We start from the raw sequence: 18800 nt of genomic DNA, 5'->3' as shown, positions 1-18800 counted from the left end.
TGCGCACGCTCGCGGAGATGTTCGTCAATGGTGTGCTCGGGCGTCGGAGTCTGCCGTGAGGGGGTGGAGCGGGAGCCGGACGGAGCCGTGCGACGTCACCTGCGCCGGTGGGCTGGGGCTGGGGGAGGGGTCAGGCGTTCAGGGCCTGCTCGACGCTGGGGTGACAGGTGATGAGCGCGTCGATGCCGACCATGCGCAGGACGCGCAGGACGGACTCCTGCGGGGCGGCGATGCGCAGCCACCCCTGGGCGCCGGAGATGCTCTGGTGGGCGGCGACGAAGACGTTGATGCCGCTGGAGTCCATGAAGGTCACGCCGCTGAGGTCGGCCACGGTGCGCGGCGGCCGGACGGCGCCGGCCTCGGGCAGCAGCGCCTGAGTGAGCACGTCCCTGACGTCGTGGTCGATCTCGCCGCGCACGGTCACTACACGCACGTCACCGATGACGCGGTGTTCGACGGACAACCGGTTCGACCGGTCCGCGTTCTCGATGTCGGTCACCGTCTCCTCCCCTGCGCTTTAGGCTTGCCCCGGTTCCGGGGGTGTTCGTGGACGATTCTGCCCCACCATCTCGAGCAGAAGCACTCGGGTGGCTGTGTGGATGAACATGGCTGTGCCATGTATGGGCACACCGGGGGAGGGACGCGAGTCATGAGGGCGAGGCCAGTGGGATCCGACGTCGACGGTGAGGGCTGGACCGGGCCGGACCGCTATCTGCTGCGCGCCGGTTACGCGCTGGGCGGAGACGACGGCTGCATCGCCGACGCCCGCCGCCACGCCGTGGACTTCCTTGCGACGGCCGGCGACGGCCATCACGTGTCCGTGTCCGCGCGTGCGAGGGATCTCACCCAGTTGGTGGTCAGCGAGCTGGTCACCAACGCTCGCAAGTACGCCCCCGGGCCGGTCCTGATGGAACTGCGCATCACCGCGGGCAGTGTGGACGTCGTGGTGTGGGACAGCGACCCCACCGTTCCCGCGGCCCGGCCCGTCGATCCCGGCAGGATCGGCCAGCACGGTCTGGAGATCGTCAAGGCCATCGCCGAGGACCTGGTCATCGAGCCACAGCCGGTCGGCAAGCGCATCACCGCGCGCATCGCCCTGTCCGACGCACCCGTCGCTCGCGAATCGCGCCCACCTGCGCAGACGTGGCATCAGGTGCACGGTTCCTGAGCCGGTCGATCAGGTCCGCAACCGTCGGCGGCGCGGACGTGGGGGTGACCGTCAGCCCTTCTCCGACCGCGAGGGCTACAAAGCTCGGCACGCGGGCGAAGGCGGGATCAGCCGTCTCAAGCAGCACCGGGCCGCGGCGACCCGGTTCGACGAACTTGCGGTTCGGTTCAGGCGACCGTCCAGGTCGCGGTGACTCATCAGTAGTTGTAAACCCTCAGCCTGCCGTCGTGCGGATGCCGCAGCAGGAAAGCGCGAGCCTGCGGTCATTGCGGAGGAAGGGCGCGTTTCCTGGCATCGGCATTGGCATCGGCATTGGCATCGGCGCGGGGCAGGGCGGGGCGGGGTGTATGGGATTTGCACCTTCCGCAGCGGCATGTGGTCCGGTGGACTTACGTCTCGGTCCCTTGAGGAAAGGTCCCTGTTGATGCCTTCGTCGTTCATGCCACCCCGCCAGGTCAAGATCGGTGACGCGGCTGCCTTCGCCGGCACCACGCCGCGGGCCATTCGCCACTACCACGAGATCGGCCTGCTCCCCGAGCCTGAGCGGGGCGGCGATGACCGCCGCCGCTACGGGTACGAGGACATGATCCGCCTGCTGTGGATTCGCAAGACGGCCGACGCCGGGATCGCCCTGGACGACATCCGAGACGCCTTCACCACCGGCATCGCTTCCGCCGGTGCGGACAGCGGAGACGGTATCGCGGGCATTCTGGAGCGGTTGGAGAAAACCCTCGCCGGGCAGGAGGTGGAATTGCGGCGGCAACGGACCGCCGTGCAGCGGATGCGCACCGAAGGCAGCCGGATGGGCCTGCTCTCCGACTTCGTCACCGAACGCCTCAAGAGCCTGCCGGAGGGCTCCCTGCGTCAGGCGGACCTGGACAGCCTGCTGGTCACTGAGCGGATCTTCGGCGCGCTCGGCGCGGCCGTCCAGGCCACCCGCTTCATCGTTCTGGCCACGCATCCCACTCTGCGGGCGGATGGTGACCGCATCGATGACGCCGAGGAAGCACTCGACGACAGCGTCGCCGTCGACGATCCACGGGTCTCTCAAGTGGCCGCCGAGCGCCACGCCTTCGAATGCGCCCTGCACGCCGTCATCGAGGAATCCGGCCTGGACAAGGACGACGATGCCCTCTTCGACGCCTGGGACAACTTGCACCCCGAGGACGGCGAGAACGAGGCCGGCCTCAGCTCCGGCAGGCGGGAGGCTGACTCCATGAGCGCGTTCGAAGCCATCGGCAGGATGCCCCACGACTTCTCCCCGGCCCGCCTGCGCTGTATGGAACTGGCCGCAGAACTATCCGCCCAAGGCTCACCCGTTACTCAAAACACGGCATAGCCGGGGTTCTGCTGGTCGCCGCCGGGCCCGGGTCGCCGTCCGATCACCCTCGTCGATCGGGTGCCGCGCGCAGCCATCGCCCGCACCGCCGCATCCGCAGGCCCATGAGGTCGGCACCCACAACGGCTCACTCCTCAACGCCTCATGTCTACAGGGGAGATGGCCGCTTCGTGGTTCTGCGCTCCACGCCTCAGGGCGTGTTGGGAAGGTGGGTGGTGGGGCACAAGAGAGACGCGGAATGTCGCGGACGCTGCGGAAGTTGATCACAGCATGACTCAAGGACCAGCGCCTCGCTCCCTGTCCGACGAAGCTCTCTCCCACCTGCTTGCCAAGCAGCAGTTCGGGACCCTCGCCACGGTCAAGCAAAGTGGCCACCCGCACCTGACCACGATGCTTTACAGCTGGGACCCCGACGCCCGCATCGTGAGGCTGTCCACCACGGCCGACCGCATCAAGGTCAAGCACCTGCAGCGCAATCCGCGCGCTGCGCTGCATGTGCAGGGTGGTGACGTCTGGTCGTTCGCCGTCGCGGAGGGCGCGGCGGAGACTTCCGAGATCACGACGGTTCCCGGCGACGCGGTCGGGCGGGAACTGCTCGCGATGATCCCGACGGCCGCGCGGCCTGAAGACGAGGACGCGTTCCTCGAACAGCTGGTCGCCGAGCGCAGGATTGTCATTCGGCTGAGGGTGGAGCGCCTGTACGGGACCGCCTTGGATATCAACGGTTGAGCGGCGACGGTAGGGGTCATGGCCCTCGTGACGGCTGCAACCAGCAGGGTCGCGCGATTGAGGACGGCGCACTTGTCGTACCTCGTGGGAACCGCACGGTGGGCCCTGCCTGCCGGCCCGGCCGCGCGCTCCATTGAGGGCCCTACCCGGACCGGGACCTCCGACCTGAGCCGCTGCTCGCGCCGCGGAACCCGACACCGAACACGAAGACCAGGAGCCGAGGGCCGGACGCCGGGGGCACCATCGAGCCGGCGGCCGCCGCGGGCCATGGGGAGAGTCCCGCACGGCCGTGCATTCACGCCGGTCCCGCGGCCGACCTGCTGCGCCGCCTCCAGGACGCGTTCACGGGCCGGCCGACGCCCCCGCCCGGCGTCCGCACCGACCCGTCGAATGGCCCGTCACGGCGCTGCGGGCCATCACCCGCAGCAGCGCGACGGAGTAGGCGGTTTACGCCAATCTACGGATGCCCCGTGCCGCCCTCAGCGGCACCATGGCGGGCATGACCACGCCGGAAGTGCAGCCCCCGGGTCTCAGCTGGGTGACGGCCGAAAGGGCCGCAGCGCTCTGGACGGTCAGACGGAAGTACGTGCCCCAGGTGGCCTCCGCCCACGGGGTGGGGACCGAACAGCAGAAGAGCTACGGAACCTTGGGCGCGAGCACCGTCACGATGTACTCCTACGCGGACATCCAGCGGCTGGCGGTGGCGATCGAGTCCGGTGAGGTGGTCCTCGACCCGTCGTGGCGGGCGGACACCGAGGAGGGAGCCAGGGGAGCCCGGCGCGACGCGCTGACCACCTGCGGCTGCTTGGCGCTGATGCTCGCGGTGGTCATAGCCGTCGCCATGCTGTCGAGCTGAGCGCGGACGCCGCGCGCACCCGTGGGCCGGCCGGATGCCACCGTCCTGCCCGAGCCGCCCCATGGGAGACGTCCGTCGGCGTGGGCGACGCCGATCACCGTGCCCTGACGCCTGCGGTCGCCGGATTCGACGCCCCATCGAGCGCCCGATCCAACGCCGTCGGCCGCGAGGCGGGGCCCTCGTCGGCGGCCCGCGTTGGCCGGTCTCAGGCCGGCTTGCGCCACACGGAGACGTGCTTCGCGGAGTCCTGGGTGAACGGCGACCCGTCCCAGTCCGCGACGCGACGCTCCAGCTCGAGGCCGGCGATCCGTGCCATCAGGTCGAGCTCTGCCGGCCAGGCGTACCGGTGCCGCGAGGCGTCGCGGCGGTAGCGGCCCTCGTCGCCGTCGAGGGTGAGGTGGTGCGAGACGAGGATCTGCTCGACCAGGTCGAAGGTGTCGAAGCCGAGATGCTGCTCGGAGACGTCGAACGGCACCGCGACCTGGCCGGGCGGCAGGAACCGCAGCGGCGGTACACCCAGCTCGATGACGAACCGGCCGCCGGGCTCCAGATGCCGAGCGGCGTTGCGGAAGCACTCGACCTGCTCGTCCTGAGTGAGCAGGTTCGTGATGGTGTTGTAGACGAGATAGACCAGGGTGAACGCGCCGGGAGCGGCGGTGGCGGCCATGTCCCCGATGACCACCGGGAGCGCGTCCTCGTCGATCTTGCGGCGCAGCACCGCTGCCATGTGCTCGGACAGTTCGATGCCCACCACCGGCACGCCGCGTTCCCGGAGCGGGACTCCCACTCGGCCGGTTCCGATGGCGAACTCCAGAGCCCGGCCGTCTCCGGCCAGCTCCGCGAGAAAGGCGAGAGTCGGTCCGAGCACGGCAGGCGAGGACAGTTCGGTCTCCTCGGCGTCATAGCGGTCGGCGTGCGCACGGGTCCACAGTTCACTGCTCGTCACGGAAGGCCACTTTGCCGGTGCCGAAGGGAGCTGTCGACGCATTTACGGTGAGTGCGGTCCGGCAGACGGGCGGCGAGCCGGCCGGTCGCCAGGGTCCGGCAGGTAGGCCAGGCCGATGGACGTTGCGCCCTGCGCCGGGGCGGGCGGATCCGGACCGCACCCCGCTGCGCCGACCTGATCGGCTGGAGCGTCTTGGGTTCTGTCGTTGCTCCACGGCGTGGCCGACGAGTTTGTGGCTCCCGGCCGGTCCAAGCTCGTGACACCTCGGGAAAGGACGCGGTCATGTCGGAGCTTCTCGTCGATTTCATCACCTCCCTCGACGGCCATGCCTCAGGAGAGGGGTGGCCCGGATTCTGGGGGTTGGAGGGCCCGGAGTATCTCGCGTGGCTCGGCGATCAGCCCCAGGCCACCTACTTGATGGGAGCCAACACCTACCGTCTGATGTCGGGCTTCGCCGCGGGCGAGGTCCCGAAGGGCCAAGAAGAGTTCAGGCCGGAGGAAGAGGCGTCCGTCGACGAACTCACGCAAGCGTCCAAGGTGGTGTTCTCCTCCACCCTGGAGGAGCCACTGACATGGGCGAACTCCACGCTCGTGCGCGACGACGCCGTTGCGGCCGTCCGCGCCATGAAGTCGAGTGGCTCGGGACTGCTGAGCACGATCGGCAGTCTCCGGCTGTGCCGGTCGCTGCTGCGAGCCGGGCTCGTCGACCGCTTCCGGGTCGTGATGTTCCCGGTGATCACCGGGGCCACGGGCGAAGAACGCATCTACGACGGCTATCCGGACGTCGCCCTCGAAATGCTCGAGCACCGCACTTTCGACGGCCGCATCCAGCTGGTCGAGTACAAGCCCCGCGTGCTCGAGCACCCGCCGCTTCGCGTCCCCGCGTGAAGTCGTCCAGGTCCGCCGGTTTGCACGGCTGCTCAGGGCACCACGCGCCGATCGCGCCCCTCCTCGGCATTGCGGACACGACCTCTAGGTGAGCCGTATGCCGTCGCCGTGGGCGTCCAGCACCACGCCCGCGGCGGTCACCGAGACGTCCGTCGGTTCGAGGCCTGCGGGCAGCTTCGGCAGGGTCCGGTCCTGCCCGGCGAACGCGTCGTGGATGCGCGGGCCGGCCGGGTCCAGGGAACGCCCGGCGAGCGAAGCCGTCACCGGAACTATTCTGACCGTGCGGCCGGACAGCCGCAGCTCCGCCGTGACGGTCAGCGGCAGACCGAAGACCTGCCGTTCGATGCGAAGCCTGCCGTGGCCGTCGTCGGACAGTGACGTGTCCGGGCCGAGCCGAGCACCGAACGAGCCGAAGGGCGCGGTGAACCGGGCGTCCGCCGACGCGGCGCGGTACGAGCCGGCCCGGTCCGACACATGGTCCAACTCGACCGAGGCATGCACGGGTCGGCCCTGCCCGGTGACGGCGTCCGCCCGCACGGTCACCCGGGAAAAGCTCCCCTCGGCCGCGCTCAACAGGAACGGGAACGCGTCGATGCTCACCTGTGGGGTGCCCAGCAGAGCGGTCTGCCGCGCGGCGATGTGGTCGGCCAACCGGTGCTCGGCGGACAGGGCGGCGAACCGGTCGGCAGAGGTCAGGAGTGTGATCAGCACCCCTGTCGACACTGTGGCCCAGAGCAGCCGTTTGCGGACCCGGGCAGGGGGGCGGCTCACGAAGACCTCCGGGTGACGGTGACGGGAGCGCTGTCCGGTGCGTCGGGCCCGTCCGTACCGCCCGCCTTGTCGGTGCTGTCGGTGCTGTCGGTGTCGTCGTCATCGGTGTCGGTACGGGGCCGCACGTGGTCGTGACCGTCGTCCTCGACGTCCAGGTGCGGCAGCAGCCGGTCCAGCCACGCGGGCAGCCACCAGTTCGCCCGGCCGAGCAGGACCATCGTGGACGGCACGAGGATGCCGCGGACGACGGTCGCGTCCAAAGCGACGGCCGCGGCCAGACCCAGCCCGAACATCTTCACCACCGGGTCGTCGGACAGCAGGTAGCTGAGGAAGACGCTGACCATGATCAGCGCGGCGGAGGTGATGATGCGGCCCGTGCCGGTGAGACCGCTGATCACGGCCTGCCGGTTGTCACCCCCGCTCAGGTACGCGGCCCGGACGGCGCTGAGCAGGAACACCTCGTAGTCCATCGACAGGCCGAACAGCACGGCGAACATCAGCAGCGGCACGTAACCGGGGATCGGCACCGGACCGCCGAGCGCGATCAGGTCCGCGCCCCAGCCCCATGCGAAGACCGCGGTCAGGACGCCGTACGCGGCGGCCACCGAGACGAGGTTCATCAGCGCGGCTTTCACCGCGACGACCGGTGAGCGGAAGGCGAGCAGCAGCAACAGCGCCGCGACGGTGAGCACGAAGCCGACGATCACCGGCATCCGACGGGCGAGACGCTCGTTGAGGTCGTCCTGGGCCGCTGTCACCCCGCCCACGTGCGTCACCTGGTCGGTGCCGGCAGTGGCGCTCGGCAGCACGTCATCTCGCAGGTCGCCTACGAGTGTGGCGGTGGTCGGATCCCCGGGCGCCGTGGCGGGGGTGACCTGCCACCGCACCTGTCGGCCGTTGCTGCTGAGCTGTGCCGGGGCGACGGAGGCCACGCCGTGCGCGACGCGCAGGGCGTCGGAGACCGCCGTGATGCGGCCGTCGGCCGGGCCGGCGGCCGGTCGGGTCAGCTCCCCGGTGACCTGGAGCGGGCCGTTGACGCCCGGGCCGAAAGCGTCCGCCAGCCGGTCGTAGGCGATGCGGCTCGACGTTCCGGCGGCCTTGTCGCCGGCGTCGAGCTGGCCGAACGTCAACTGGGAGGCCGGCAAGCCCAGTACGCCTGTCACCAGGAGGCCTGCCAGCAGAGAGCGCCACGGCCGGGCGGCGACGAACTCCGCCACCCGGCCCCAGCCTCGCGGGCGTCCATGCGTTGCCTGCGCTTGCTCGGGCGACGCCTGCCGCGGGCGGACTTTGGGGGTGAGCCGCTTCCCCAGCAGGGAAAGCAGGGCAGGCAGCAGCGTGAGGGTGAGCGCCATGGCGACAAGGACGGCGATCGCCGGTGCGAGGGCCAGCGCGTGCAGCAGGGGCAGTCCGCCCAGCGCCAGACCCGCCAGCGCGGTGATGACGGCGCAGCCCGCGAAGGCCACGGCCTTGCCCGATCCGGCCATGGTGCGCGCCGCCGCGTCCTCGACTCCCATTCCGGCCGCGCGCAGTTCTCGGTAGCGGGTCAGGCAGAACAGGGTGTAGTCGATGCCCACTCCGAGACCGATCATGGCGGCGATGGTGGTGCCCGAGGACGGCATGTCCATCAGATGACCGACGAGGCCGATCACGGACAGCGAGACGGCGAGGCCGAGAGCGCCGTTGAGAAGCGGGACCCCGGCCGCGACCAGGCTGCCGAACCCCACGGCGAGCACGACGAACGCGGCCGCGAGGCCGATGGTCTCGCTGTGGCCGGTCGAGCCCTTGTCCGCGGCGGCGGCCAGGTCGCCGCCTGCCGTGACCTCGAGTCCGGCCCCGGTGGCGGGGGCGGCCGCGTCCACGATGCTCCGGGTGGTGTGGGCGGCTATATCGCGTCCGCTGAGGTCGAGTTCGACCGTCAGGTACCCGGTGCGACCGTCCGCGCTCAGTGCACTGCTTCCTGCCGGGTCGTAGGGGCTGGTGACGGCCACGACGTGGGGCACCTTCGCGACGGCCCGCGCCGCCGCCTCGACTGCCCGTTTCGTTCCCGGGTCGGTCAGGCTCGCTGTGCCCGGCGGCGCGTACAGGACAACGGGCTGCCGGCCCGACGCCGAGTCGTGGAACGCCGTCCCGGCCTCGCGCGCGGCCTGGCTGTCGCTACCGGGGATGGTGACGGCCTCGGTGGTGACCTTGCCGAAGACCGCCACGGTGACGGCGGACACGGCGAGCAGCAGCAGCCAGGCCGCCAGCGTCCTCTTGGGTCTGCGAGCGCACCAGCGCCCGACGGACAGGAACATCAGGAAGTCGTCCTCCCGTACGGCGGGGGCGCCCAACGGGATGTCGACCGGCGGCCCCTCGATGAACTTATTGCACTGAGCGTGCAATGGAACAGTTGCATCGGAAGTGCAAGAATGTCAACGAGACTCTTGGAGGACCGAGGTGAAGCAGCCGACCCGACCAGCGCCCGACCGGGTCCCCGACGGCCGTACGGAGCGTGGACGGCAGACCCGCGAGAGGATCGCCGACGCGATGCTGTCCCTGCTCGACGAAGGGGAATCGCACTTTCCCGCGGACCGGGTCGCCGAGCGCGCGGGAGTGTCCCGGCGCCTGGTCTTCCACCACTTCGCCGACATGTCCCAGCTCGCGGACACTGCCATCGCCCGGCGACTGGACCAGCTGGCCGCCCAGATCCGGCCACTCCCGGTGGAGGGCCCGCGGGCGGAACGCGTGGCGGCGCTCGTCGAACAGCGCGCACGGATCCTGGAGTGGATCACCCCGGCCCGGCTGGCCATGGTGCGCCTGGAAAGTCCGTCGGAGCGCGTCGGCGAAGCGACCCGGCACGTGCTCGCCTTCGCCCGGAGGCGACTCGAGGAGCTCTTCGCGAAGGAACTCGCGCGGCTCCAGGAGGAACGAAGAGCCGACCTGCTCAACGGGCTGGACGCCGTGACCACTTGGGGCGCCTGGTACCACTGGCGCAGCAGCGGCCTCGACGTCGAGGCCGCCGCCCGCGCCATGGAGACCAGCGTCCACGCCCTGCTCGCCGTGACGGACCGGCCGGAGGCCATGCCGGGCGCCTAGGGCATGTCGTTTCGGTCGTACGGGGCGGTAAGGTTGAGCCGTCAACTGTCGACGAAGGTGCGTCGGTTCATCGTTCCTGCCTTATGTGCGAGAACTGTCGCTCCGCCCGGCTGTCGGCGCAGCTGATCTCCGCGCATCGCCTCTAGATGCGCGCAATTCCCCTTGTTCTTCCCCCCCGTTCAGCACACCTCGCCGAAAGCCTCCCGTACGTGGCCCTCACTGTGCACGAGGACCGGCAGCCTGCCGGTCGACATGCCGCCATTCCGCCCGGCGGACTGTTCCGGCGGATCTATGGTCCGCGTGCCGGTGATGCGCTGGCATTTTCCATGTCGACGTACGCGATGCCGCTTCTCGTCCTGACGATCACCGACTCCGCCTCTTTGACGGGTCTCGCGTTCGCGTTGGAGTGGACGCCCCGGATCGCGGCGTTCGTCCTGGCGGGCAACGTCGTGGACCGTCGCGGGGCGGCCATCGTGGGCTTCCTGGCGTCCCTGGGCCGGGCCACCGTGGTGGCGGGTTGCGCGCTCGCTCTGATGCTGCTTCCGCGGGGTGCGACGCAGACGGCGGTCCTTCTGGCGCTGGTGGCCTTGACCGGCGTCCTGTCCCAGTTCGGGTTCGTCGCCAACGAGGCTGTCGGCGCGGTCGTCGTCCGGCGAGGGGAAGCACGGCCGCACGGGGTACAGGCGGTCCTGGTCGGCATCGATCAGACGGCCACTGTCATCGGTCCGCTGCTCGCCGGATTCCTCCTCCTGGCCGGGCCGGGATGGATGCTGGGATGTCTGGGCGTGGTGTCCTTGTCCGCTGCCGTGCTCGCACTTCAGACCCCGCCGACCCCGCTGCGTGCCGCACCCAAGGAGGGCGCGGAAGGGGCCGGCGGACTGCGCACCGGCCTGCGCACGCTGGTGAGACTGCCCGCGCTGTGGTGGCTCGTCGGGGGACTGGCCTGCTCGAATCTCGCCCTCGGTCTGCTGCAGTCCGCCAGTCCGGTCATCGCCGTGGAGACCTTCGGCCGTTCGCCCGCCAGCGTCGGCACCATGTGGTCCGCCGCTGCGGTGGCGACCCTGCTGGCGATCACGTGCTGCCGCCTTGTGCTGAGTAGGTTCGACCTGTGGGCGGTGGGGGCCGTGTCCGCGATACTCGCCTCGGCAGCGTGTCTGGGCGTACCGCAGGCGTCGTCCTTCCTCTCGTACACGATCCTGGTCGCGCTCTTCATGGCGGGTGACGGCGGCCTCACGGTCGTCCTGCGCACCGTGCGCTCGACGGTCATCCCGTCGACGGCGCTCGGGGCCACGCTGTCGCTGACCATGCTCATCCTGCTGCTGCCCTTCCCCGCCGCCGGCATCCTCGTCGCGCTCGTTCCGGCCGCGCATCTGGGCAGAGCGGTGCTGGGCTGCGCCGTCGTCCAGGCTGTGGCCCTGGCTGTCACCTTCATCAGGCTTCGCCATGAGCCGGCCCTGCGCGTGGTCGCCGAGCAGCCGTGAACACCACCTACTGAGGCCGACGTTGCCCTTCTCAGCCCCCACGAAACGACGGCAGCCGGACGATGACGCTGGACGACGGGACGACCGGTCTGCGAGAAAACTCCGGGTGGGACCCGCTCGATGCGAACACTTGCGAAGGGCTCGGATAGAGGCCGTGACGGCCTCAAGGCCGGGGCGGCACCGGCCTGTCCAGCGGTGACGTGCAGAGCCGACGGTCGCGTCCGACTCTGACCGGCGACAGCCGAGTCGGAGCGGCACAGGAGCGGGGTCGGCCGCAGTGGCAGCCCAGGTGAGCGGCTCCGACAGAGAAGTCACCCTCTGCTTGGCAGCCACCCGCGCCACATGGACTCGAACCCCGTTCCTGGCCTCTCCTGCGTGATCACCCCGCCGACGGCCCGGCCGGGTGATCACGCTGCGTTCGCCCGCCGTCAGCAGGCGCTCAGAACTCGATGCAGACCGGGCCCTCGTTGACGTTGATCAGGCCGTACTGCTCCACGAAGGAGTTGCAGGAGACAGTGCTCCGGCCTTCGTCGTCGTCCGCGCTGCCGGTGGCCCGGGCGCCGGCGTCCGCTGAGCCGAAGTTGATGCACACGGGGCCCTGATTGACGTTGATCAGGCCCTCCTGAGTGGTGAAGTCGTTGCACTGCGCGTCCAGCGCCTGCTGGACCATGTCGTCTCCGGAACCGTCGCCGGCGCAGGCCACGCCGGCCCCGGCCAGAACCGCAGCGGCAGCCAGCGCGGTGGCCGCAACGGCCTTACGTATACCCATCATGATCTCTCTCCAGAGTGTGTGCGGGGGACTTGAACAGTGATCACTCCAGCAACCCCTGGAGCCGGCCGCACGCTGGGCTGCGCCATCCGGGCCATCACTCGCTCAGCGGAGATCCCGAGGTTGCGGGCCTCCTGTTCGTTCACCTGCCGGGCCCGACCGCCGGTGACCGCACCGGCCCGGCCGGTACGCCCCGTCCCCGGTTCGGCAGCACCCGGCGTGCGCGTTCCGGCCACGGGCGGTCCACGGTTTCCCCGGATCTGGTTCGCCGTGGACTGCACCGCTCAACGCAGCTGTAGAGCAACGCAGCTGTAGAGCAACACACCTGATCAACCGTCAGCTCGGCAAAGACCCCGACACCTTCCGCGACCTGTCGGGCGAACCAGACCCGCCACCGGGCAGGTACCGGCGTCGACAGTAAGAAGGACCCGGAGGAAACGAAGCCTCAGCGCCCGGCGGGAGGCAGGCATGAACCGGCGGCAGCTCGAAGCGCTGACCGCTGCCGAAATTCTGCATGTGCGCCTGGCGCTGATCCTGGATCAACGTGGATGGCCAGCGGGCGTGTTCGCGAGGCGCGGGCGAGCTCAGGCGAGAGGCAGGGGCCCATGGAAGATTCAGGCTGAGGCGCTCTGTGGACGGCGGGCGGCCCCGAGCCGGGCGCGGAGGGTGGCGGCGAAGTCTTCGGCGCGGGCCAGTTGGAGGCGCAGATCCTCGATCTTCTGGGCGGCGGCCTGCTCGTAGGCCCCGATCCGCTCCAGGAGTGCTTCCCGCTCGTCGATGTCATCCGGCTCGTGGGAGTCCAGGTGGTCGGTGACGTCGAGGAGGTCGCGCATCTCGTCCAGGGTGAAGCCGAGCGGCTTCATGCGGCGGATGACCATGAGGCGGGCGATGTCGGCCTCGGTGTAGAGGCGGAAGCCGCCTTGGGAGCGGGCGGAGGGGATGACCAGGCCGGTCTCTTCGTAGTGGCGGATGGTGCGCAGGGACAGTTCGGTCCGTGCGGCGACCTCGCCGATCTGCATGTGCTTGCTGTCCACGCCCGTGGTCCTCACCGTTGTCGTCGCTGGTGCCGCAGCGTTCCGCCGGCCCCGCCAACCTCTACTCTAACGTTAGGGTAGAGTTGCTGATGTTGGGGGACGGCCGCCCGCCGCCTTCCGTTGTGCGGTGCGGGCTCCGTGTCCGGCCCGCTGCGATGCCGGGGCCGACGGTGCCCCCGGCGAAGATCTTCGATCCTTGCGGGAGAAACGCGTGCGCGTGTCCATGCTGCTCGGCGCCGCTGCCTGCCCGCCGTGATGCTTCGCCCTTGACGAGAGTCCCGGCCGTGTGAGAGACCGCGCTTGCCGATTCCGTCGTCACAGACTTCCGGCCCGCTGAGCGAGCCTCCCGTGAGAGGCCGGCCCGGCCTTCCGCGCCCTGCCGCACATCCCCGCCCGTCGGTGGGGCGTGCCCGAGCCCGACAGGTACCCGCTTTCTTGTCCACTTCCGCTTCCGCACTCTCCCCGGCCGCGCGCGTGCGCAGGCTGCGTCCCGACTGGCTGAACGATCCGACGGTCTGGCGCACCGAGGTCCTGGCCGGACTGGTCGTCGCCCTCGCCCTGATCCCCGAGGCGATCTCCTTCTCCATCATCGCCGGTGTCGACCCCGCGATCGGCCTGTTCGCCTCGTTCACCATGGCCGTGACCATCTCGGTCGTGGGCGGCCGACGCGCGATGATCTCCGCCGCCACCGGCGCGGTCGCCCTGGTCATCGCCCCGCTCAACCGCGAGCACGGTTTCGGCTGCCTCGTGGCCGCGGTCATCCTGGCCGGCGTCTTCCAGGTGGTCCTGGGCGCGCTCGGTGTGGCGAAACTGATGCGGTTCGTGCCGCGCAGCGTGATGGTCGGCTTCGTCAACGCCCTCGCCATCCTGATCTTCATGGCCCAGGTCCCCGAGATGCACGACGTGCCCTGGCCCGTCTATCCGCTGATCATCGGCGGTCTCGCGCTCATGGTGTTCTTCCCGAAGGTCACCACCGTGATTCCGGCCCCGCTCGTGTCGATCGTCATTCTCACGGTCATCACGGTCGCCGCCGCCATCGCGGTGCCGACCGTCGGCGACAAGGGTGAACTGCCCTCGTCCCTGCCGGTGCCGGGCCTGCCGGACGTGCCGTTCACCATGGACACCCTGACCACCATCGCCCCCTACGCGCTCGCAATGGCGCTGGTGGGCCTGATGGAGTCGCTGATGACGGCCAAGCTCGTCGACGACATCACCGACACCCACTCCTCCAAGACCCGGGAGTCGATCGGCCAGGGCATCGCCAACATCGTCACCGGCTTCTTCGGCGGCATGGGCGGTTGCGCCATGATCGGCCAGACCATGATCAACGTGAAGGTGTCCGGAGCCCGCACCCGCCTGTCCACCTTCCTGGCGGGATCGTTCCTGATGGTGCTGTGCATCGTCTTCGGCCCGGTCGTCTCCGACATCCCCATGGCGGCCCTGGTCGCGGTGATGGTGATGGTGTCCTTCGCGACCTTCGACTGGCACTCCATCGCCCCGAAGACCCTCAAGCGGATGCCGGCGGGCGAGATCGCCGTCATGGTCATCACCGTGGCCTGCGTGGTCGCCACCTCCAACCTCGCCATCGGCGTCGTCGTCGGCTCCGTCACCGCCATGGTCATCTTCGCCCGGCGCGTCGCCCACCTCGCCGACGTCACCTCCGTCACCGACCCCGGCCACACCACGGTGGTGTATTCGGTGACCGGTGAGCTGTTCTTCGCCTCCTCCAACGACCTCGTCGGCCAGTTCAACTACGCCACCGACCCCGACGAGATCGTCATCGACCTGAGCGCGGCGCACGTCTGGGACGCCTCCTCCGTCGCCGCCCTGGACGCGATCGAGACCAAGTACGCCCAACGGGGCAAGACGGTGAAGATCATCGGCCTCAACGACCCCAGCGCCGACCTCCACGGCAAGCTCACCGGCGAACTCGCCAGCCACTGACCTCACCGCCGTGACGGCCGCCCGGAAACATCGGCTCCCCTCGGGCGGCCGTCACTGTCCTGAACAGTTCGGTGCGCGAGTCGTGGCCGACGGCGATGAACAGGCCCGTCACGTCCAGGTCGCGGGTGGCGCCGGTGAGGACGTCGCGCAGCACGAGTCCGGCGAGCGTGACGACGGCCTCGGGTGCGTCGTCTCTGCCGGTCACGCTGCTCACTCCTCCTGCCTGGCGTCGATCTCGGCGATCAGCGCCTCGACGCGGGCCTTGATCTCGTCGCGGATGGGGCGCACGGCGTCGACGCCCTGGCCGGCCGGGTCATCGAGGGCCCAGTCGAGGTACTTCTTGGCGGGGAAGACCGGGCAGACATCGCCGCAGCCCATGGTGATGACGTAGTCGGACGCCTCGACGGCCTCGGTGGTGAGGATCTTCGGCTCGGCCTCGGCGATGTCCACGCCGACTTCCTTCATCGCCTCGACGGCGGCCGGATTGACCTGGTCGCCGGGGAGGGAGCCGGCGGAGCGGACGTCGATCCGGTCGCCCGCGAGGTGGTCCAGGAATCCGGCGGCCATCTGGGAACGGCCGGCGTTGTGGACGCAGACGAAGAGCACGGAGGCGAGCGGGGCGGTGGACATGCGTTCTTCCTTCAGGATCAGCGGGTGGTTCAGGCGGTCCCGGAGGTCAGCCGTCAAGGGCGAGTAGCTGGTGCGCTGCTGCCCGTCCGCGCTCCCGTCGACCGGCGCCGGGTGGTGTGGTGATCGCTCAGGTGCGCAGGTCGAGCATGGCGGACATCGCCGCGACCGCGGACGGGGCGACTCGGTAGTAGACCCACGTTCCGCGCCGCTCGGAGGTGAGCAGTCCGGCCTCGCGGAGCTTCTTCAGGTGGTGGGAGACGGTCGGCTGGGAGACGCCGACGTCGGAGATGTCGCACACGCACGCCTCGCCGCCCGCATACGAGGCGACCTTCGAGAACAGCCGCAGCCGTACCGGGTCGGCGAGCGCCTTGAACATCGCGGCCATTTTCTCCGCGTCGGCCTGCGACAGTTCCCCTGCCGTGATCGGAGGGCAGCACGGCACCGCGGCCGCAGCGTCCAGGACGGGCAGCTCCACAACCTCTGATTTCGACATGCGTCTATGTTGACACCCGTCGATACGGGTGGCAAGCTCCAGACATAGACAGGCATCGAAATAAGGGGGCGTCGTGGTCGCACTGATCCGCACCGCTCCCACCGCTGCCCGAGTTCGAGGCAGGGCTCGCCACCTGGCCGGCGTCAGCTTCCGCGTCGACTGCGCACAGGTCCGCGACGCCTCCTGCCGGGCAACGGCCCACCAGCGGCGCACCCGGTCCGCACTCTTTCATCGCCCACTGAACACGCCCCCTTCACTCAGGGAGACCGACCACCATGAGCCAGCAGCAGCTCCCCGTCGTCGTCATCGGAGCCGGCCCCACCGGCCTGGCCGCAGCCGCCCACCTCGTCGAGCGCGGCATCGGAGCCCTGGTCCTGGAAGCCGGACCGGCAGCCGCCTCCGCCGTGCGCGAGTGGAGCCACGTGCGCCTGTTCTCCACCTGGGGCGAGCTCACCGACCCGGCCGCCGAAAAGCTCCTCGCCCCGACGGGCTGGACCAAGCCCGACGCCGCCGGCTACCCCACCGGCGGCGACTGGGCCGAGCAGTACCTGCAGCCGCTGGCCGACGCCCTGGGCGACCGCGTCCGCTACGGGGCGCGCGTCACCGGAGTCTCCCGTGCCGGACGCGACCGCATCGTCGACGTCGACCGCGAAGCCCAGCCCTTCGTCCTGCACCTCACCACCGCCGACGGCCGCGAGGAGCGGGTCTACGCCCGCGCCGTCATCGATGCCTCCGGCACCTGGACCATCCCCAGCCCCGCCGGCGCCAGCGGCCTTTCCGCCCTCGGGGAGAACGCCGCCGCCGACCGCATCACCTACCGCGTGCCCGACCTCAAGGACCCGGCGGTCCGCGCCCGCTACGCCGGCAAGCGCACCGCCGTCGTCGGCTCCGGCGCCTCCGCCTTCACCGCTCTCGCCACCCTCGCCGACGTCGCCAGGGACGAACCCGGCACCCACGCGGTCTGGGTACTGCGGCGCGGGATCTCCGGCTCCACGTTCGGCGGCGGCGAAGCCGATCAGCTACCCGCTCGTGGCGCCCTGGGCCTGGCGGCGAAGGCCGCCGTCGACAACGGCTACGCCGACGCGGTCACCGGCTTCCGCACCGAAGCCATCGAGCGGACCGGCGATGGACGGCTGGTCCTGGTCGGCGAGGACGGCCGACGCCTCGAGCCCGTCGACGAAGTCATCGTGCTCACCGGCCTGCGCCCCGACCTCTCGTTCCTCTCCGAGATCCGCCTCGGTCTGGACGAGCGCCTCCAGGCGCCCACCGGGCTGGCCCCGCTGATCGACCCCAACCAGCACTCCTGCGGCACCGTCTACCCGCACGGTCACCGCGAGCTCTCCCACCCCGAGCAGGGCGTCTACCTGGTCGGCATGAAGTCCTACGGCCGCGCCCCCACCTTCCTCGCCATGACGGGCTACGAGCAGGTCCGCTCCGTCGCCGCCGCCATCGCCGGCGACCTCGACGCGGCCGACCGCGTGGAGCTCACCCTGCCCGAGACCGGAGTCTGCGGCGGCGCCGGCCTCTTCGACGCCCCCGACGCCCAGGAAGCCGGCAGCGGCGGCTGCTGCGCGCCCGCCCCGCAACTCGTCCAGATCGGCACCCCCGCCGCGGTCGCCCCGGCTGCCGAGCAGGCCCCGGCGGGTGGCTGCTGCGGCTCGTGACCGACCTCGGCCCCCGGAGGTGCCAGGCCGCGACCGGAACGGGGGACCGGTCGCGGCCCAGCGCGACCCTGCCGTCCGCGCACCACGACGGCCCGCGCCCCCTGGCCTACCGGCTGATGGACGCCGTCGGCCTGCCCCGCGGCCGCCTCACCGGCCTGGCGCCGAAAGGTGAGGACCTGGTCGAAAATGCGCGTCGAGCGAACGACGTCCGCGGCCAAAGAGCCGACCCTCATGCGTTATCGGAGATGCTTGTTCAGCGCCGCCGTGAGTGCCGCCATCGCCACCGCGGCCAGCGCGAAGCAGCCGCAGACCAAGGTCAGGGACAGCAACCAGTCAGCCGGCGCGGTGAACAACGAGACGGTGAACCGGCATCCGGCAGCGCATGCGGCTGATCCGGCCGCGCACAGCCACGTGCCGGGAGTGAGCGCCCGCCAGGCGTCGCCCGCGGCGGCGGAGCGTGCAACACGCAAGGCGACGCGTCCGGCGAGGAGCAGGCAGACAACGGGCGCGGCGATCGCCGCTCCCAGTAGGAACACCACGGGCAGGATCCAGATACCGGCGTCTTCGGACGAGAGGATCATGAAGACAGGACCCGCCTCGTGGCGGAAAGGTTGCTTCACCGATGGCGCGAGTGCGAACGAGCCTTCCTCTGTGAATGACCGACCATCCGCAGAGCGCCCGTTCCCGCCTCGGCAGAGTTGATGATCACCGGGTCGGGTCGTCGAGGGACTTGCGCCTGTCAAGGTGAACGAAACGGGTTCCCACTCGGGCCGAGGCGCCACGTGTCCACTGAAGCCAACAAAGCGCTCGTGCGTCGGTTGTACGAGGAAGTCCTCAACGGCCGGCACGTGGAAGTGGTCGACGAGCTGGCCGGCCCGGACTACGAAGAACACGATCCCCTCCCCGGCCAGGGACCGGGCCGCGAGGGTCTGAAAACCCGCGTCACCATGCTCCTGGAAGGGCTGTCTCCCAGGTTCAGGTGGCTCTGCGGACTCGTCCGATGGAGACGCTCG

At 70.2% G+C, this 18800-nt stretch carries 18 protein-coding genes and 1 pseudogene; 9 read left to right on the top strand and 10 right to left on the bottom strand.

What is annotated here, in order from left to right:
* Positions 1-130: 130 nt before the first annotated feature.
* Positions 131-499, bottom strand: a complete 369-nt coding sequence (locus ACGFSH_RS27110) for an STAS domain-containing protein (RefSeq protein ID WP_393353137.1) — start codon at positions 497-499, stop codon at positions 131-133.
* A gap of 150 nt (positions 500-649) precedes the next feature.
* Between ACGFSH_RS27110 and ACGFSH_RS27105 the strand changes: the two genes are divergently transcribed.
* The 4 genes from ACGFSH_RS27105 (at position 650) to ACGFSH_RS27090 (ending at position 4092) form a co-directional block, all read left to right on the top strand.
* Positions 650-1168, top strand: coding sequence for an ATP-binding protein (locus ACGFSH_RS27105; RefSeq protein WP_393353136.1), 519 nt, complete (start codon positions 650-652; stop codon positions 1166-1168).
* Between the two features lie 424 nt (positions 1169-1592).
* Positions 1593-2507, top strand: coding sequence for a MerR family transcriptional regulator (locus ACGFSH_RS27100; RefSeq protein WP_393353135.1), 915 nt, complete (start codon positions 1593-1595; stop codon positions 2505-2507).
* 270 nt (positions 2508-2777) lie between these two features.
* Positions 2778-3236, top strand: coding sequence for a TIGR03618 family F420-dependent PPOX class oxidoreductase (locus tag ACGFSH_RS27095; RefSeq protein ID WP_393353134.1), 459 nt, complete (start codon positions 2778-2780; stop codon positions 3234-3236).
* Between the two features lie 499 nt (positions 3237-3735).
* Complete coding sequence (locus ACGFSH_RS27090) at positions 3736-4092, top strand: hypothetical protein (RefSeq protein ID WP_393353133.1); 357 nt, start codon at positions 3736-3738, stop codon at positions 4090-4092.
* Positions 4093-4297: 205 nt separating this feature from the next.
* On the opposite strand, the gene ACGFSH_RS27085 is transcribed toward ACGFSH_RS27090, so the two are convergent.
* Positions 4298-5038 carry a class I SAM-dependent DNA methyltransferase gene (locus tag ACGFSH_RS27085; protein WP_393353131.1) on the bottom strand — a complete coding sequence of 247 codons (741 nt, stop codon included), beginning with the start codon at positions 5036-5038 and terminating at the stop codon, positions 4298-4300.
* Between the two features lie 282 nt (positions 5039-5320).
* Here ACGFSH_RS27085 and ACGFSH_RS27080 point away from each other — a divergent pair, with 282 nt between their 5' ends.
* A complete protein-coding gene (locus ACGFSH_RS27080; RefSeq protein WP_393353129.1) occupies positions 5321-5926 on the top strand; it encodes a dihydrofolate reductase family protein in 606 nt (201 codons plus the stop codon).
* A gap of 84 nt (positions 5927-6010) precedes the next feature.
* On the opposite strand, the gene ACGFSH_RS27075 is transcribed toward ACGFSH_RS27080, so the two are convergent.
* Both ACGFSH_RS27075 and ACGFSH_RS27070 read right to left on the bottom strand, forming a co-directional pair.
* The gene (locus ACGFSH_RS27075) at positions 6011-6637 is read right to left on the bottom strand and encodes a DUF2993 domain-containing protein (protein WP_393353127.1); all 627 of its coding nucleotides are present in this window, start codon (positions 6635-6637) and stop codon (positions 6011-6013) included.
* Between the two features lie 56 nt (positions 6638-6693).
* Positions 6694-9078, bottom strand: a complete 2385-nt coding sequence (locus ACGFSH_RS27070; protein ID WP_393353126.1) for an MMPL family transporter — start codon at positions 9076-9078, stop codon at positions 6694-6696.
* 55 nt (positions 9079-9133) lie between these two features.
* On the opposite strand from ACGFSH_RS27070, the gene ACGFSH_RS27065 reads away from it, so the two are divergent.
* Together ACGFSH_RS27065 and ACGFSH_RS27060 are read left to right on the top strand one after the other, a co-directional pair.
* Complete coding sequence (locus tag ACGFSH_RS27065) at positions 9134-9772, top strand: TetR/AcrR family transcriptional regulator (protein ID WP_393353124.1); 639 nt, start codon at positions 9134-9136, stop codon at positions 9770-9772.
* Positions 9773-9981: 209 nt separating this feature from the next.
* Complete coding sequence (locus tag ACGFSH_RS27060; RefSeq protein WP_393353122.1) at positions 9982-11253, top strand: MFS transporter; 1272 nt, start codon at positions 9982-9984, stop codon at positions 11251-11253.
* A gap of 439 nt (positions 11254-11692) precedes the next feature.
* Here the strand turns inward: ACGFSH_RS27060 and ACGFSH_RS27055 are convergent, their stop codons facing one another.
* Both ACGFSH_RS27055 and ACGFSH_RS27050 read right to left on the bottom strand, forming a co-directional pair.
* On the bottom strand, positions 11693-12025 hold the full coding sequence (locus ACGFSH_RS27055) for a hypothetical protein (RefSeq protein ID WP_393353120.1): 333 nt from the start codon (positions 12023-12025) through the stop codon (positions 11693-11695).
* 611 nt (positions 12026-12636) lie between these two features.
* Positions 12637-13056: a MerR family transcriptional regulator gene (locus ACGFSH_RS27050; protein WP_393353119.1), complete on the bottom strand. Its 420-nt coding sequence runs from the start codon at positions 13054-13056 to the stop codon at positions 12637-12639.
* 435 nt (positions 13057-13491) lie between these two features.
* Between ACGFSH_RS27050 and ACGFSH_RS27045 the strand changes: the two genes are divergently transcribed.
* Complete coding sequence (locus tag ACGFSH_RS27045; RefSeq protein ID WP_393353118.1) at positions 13492-15000, top strand: SulP family inorganic anion transporter; 1509 nt, start codon at positions 13492-13494, stop codon at positions 14998-15000.
* A gap of 58 nt (positions 15001-15058) precedes the next feature.
* Here the strand turns inward: ACGFSH_RS27045 and ACGFSH_RS27040 are convergent.
* The 3 genes and pseudogenes from ACGFSH_RS27040 to ACGFSH_RS27030 all read right to left on the bottom strand — a co-directional run.
* A pseudogene (locus ACGFSH_RS27040) lies at positions 15059-15166 on the bottom strand (thioredoxin-disulfide reductase); the annotation flags it as partial.
* A 44-nt stretch (positions 15167-15210) separates the two neighbouring features.
* Positions 15211-15630, bottom strand: coding sequence for an arsenate reductase ArsC (locus ACGFSH_RS27035; protein ID WP_393353117.1), 420 nt, complete (start codon positions 15628-15630; stop codon positions 15211-15213).
* Between the two features lie 127 nt (positions 15631-15757).
* Entirely contained in the window at positions 15758-16123 is a 366-nt protein-coding gene (locus tag ACGFSH_RS27030) for a metalloregulator ArsR/SmtB family transcription factor (RefSeq protein WP_393353115.1), read from the bottom strand.
* Positions 16124-16398: 275 nt separating this feature from the next.
* On the opposite strand from ACGFSH_RS27030, the gene ACGFSH_RS27025 reads away from it, so the two are divergent.
* A complete protein-coding gene (locus tag ACGFSH_RS27025; RefSeq protein ID WP_393353113.1) occupies positions 16399-17787 on the top strand; it encodes an NAD(P)-binding domain-containing protein in 1389 nt (462 codons plus the stop codon).
* A gap of 236 nt (positions 17788-18023) precedes the next feature.
* Here the strand turns inward: ACGFSH_RS27025 and ACGFSH_RS27020 are convergent, their stop codons facing one another.
* Positions 18024-18368 (bottom strand): hypothetical protein, encoded by a 345-nt coding sequence (locus tag ACGFSH_RS27020; protein WP_393353111.1) that lies wholly within the window; start codon positions 18366-18368, stop codon positions 18024-18026.
* Between the last annotated feature and the right edge of the window lie 432 nt (positions 18369-18800).

The sequence above is a fragment of the Streptomyces sp. NPDC048481 genome (assembly GCF_043200075.1).
In the GTDB taxonomy this organism is placed as follows: Bacteria; Actinomycetota; Actinomycetes; order Streptomycetales; family Streptomycetaceae; genus Streptomyces.
Note: the sequence above shows the minus strand (reverse complement) of the source record. Positions and strands in the feature narration are given on the sequence as shown.

Excerpts from the sequence above, each read along its gene's own strand:
- ACGFSH_RS27025 (WP_393353113.1), top strand. The coding sequence starts at position 16,399 with ATGAGCCAGCAGCAGCTCCCCGTCGTCGTCATCGGAGCCGGCCCCACC.
- ACGFSH_RS27095 (WP_393353134.1), top strand. The coding sequence starts at position 2,778 with ATGACTCAAGGACCAGCGCCTCGCTCCCTGTCCGACGAAGCTCTCTCC.
- ACGFSH_RS27020 (WP_393353111.1), bottom strand. The coding sequence starts at position 18,368 with ATGATCCTCTCGTCCGAAGACGCCGGTATCTGGATCCTGCCCGTGGTG.
- ACGFSH_RS27105 (WP_393353136.1), top strand. The coding sequence starts at position 650 with ATGAGGGCGAGGCCAGTGGGATCCGACGTCGACGGTGAGGGCTGGACC.
- ACGFSH_RS27100 (WP_393353135.1), top strand. The coding sequence starts at position 1,593 with ATGCCTTCGTCGTTCATGCCACCCCGCCAGGTCAAGATCGGTGACGCG.
- ACGFSH_RS27035 (WP_393353117.1), bottom strand. The coding sequence starts at position 15,630 with ATGTCCACCGCCCCGCTCGCCTCCGTGCTCTTCGTCTGCGTCCACAAC.
- ACGFSH_RS27090 (WP_393353133.1), top strand. The coding sequence starts at position 3,736 with ATGACCACGCCGGAAGTGCAGCCCCCGGGTCTCAGCTGGGTGACGGCC.
- ACGFSH_RS27080 (WP_393353129.1), top strand. The coding sequence starts at position 5,321 with ATGTCGGAGCTTCTCGTCGATTTCATCACCTCCCTCGACGGCCATGCC.
- ACGFSH_RS27055 (WP_393353120.1), bottom strand. The coding sequence starts at position 12,025 with ATGATGGGTATACGTAAGGCCGTTGCGGCCACCGCGCTGGCTGCCGCT.
- ACGFSH_RS27030 (WP_393353115.1), bottom strand. The coding sequence starts at position 16,123 with ATGTCGAAATCAGAGGTTGTGGAGCTGCCCGTCCTGGACGCTGCGGCC.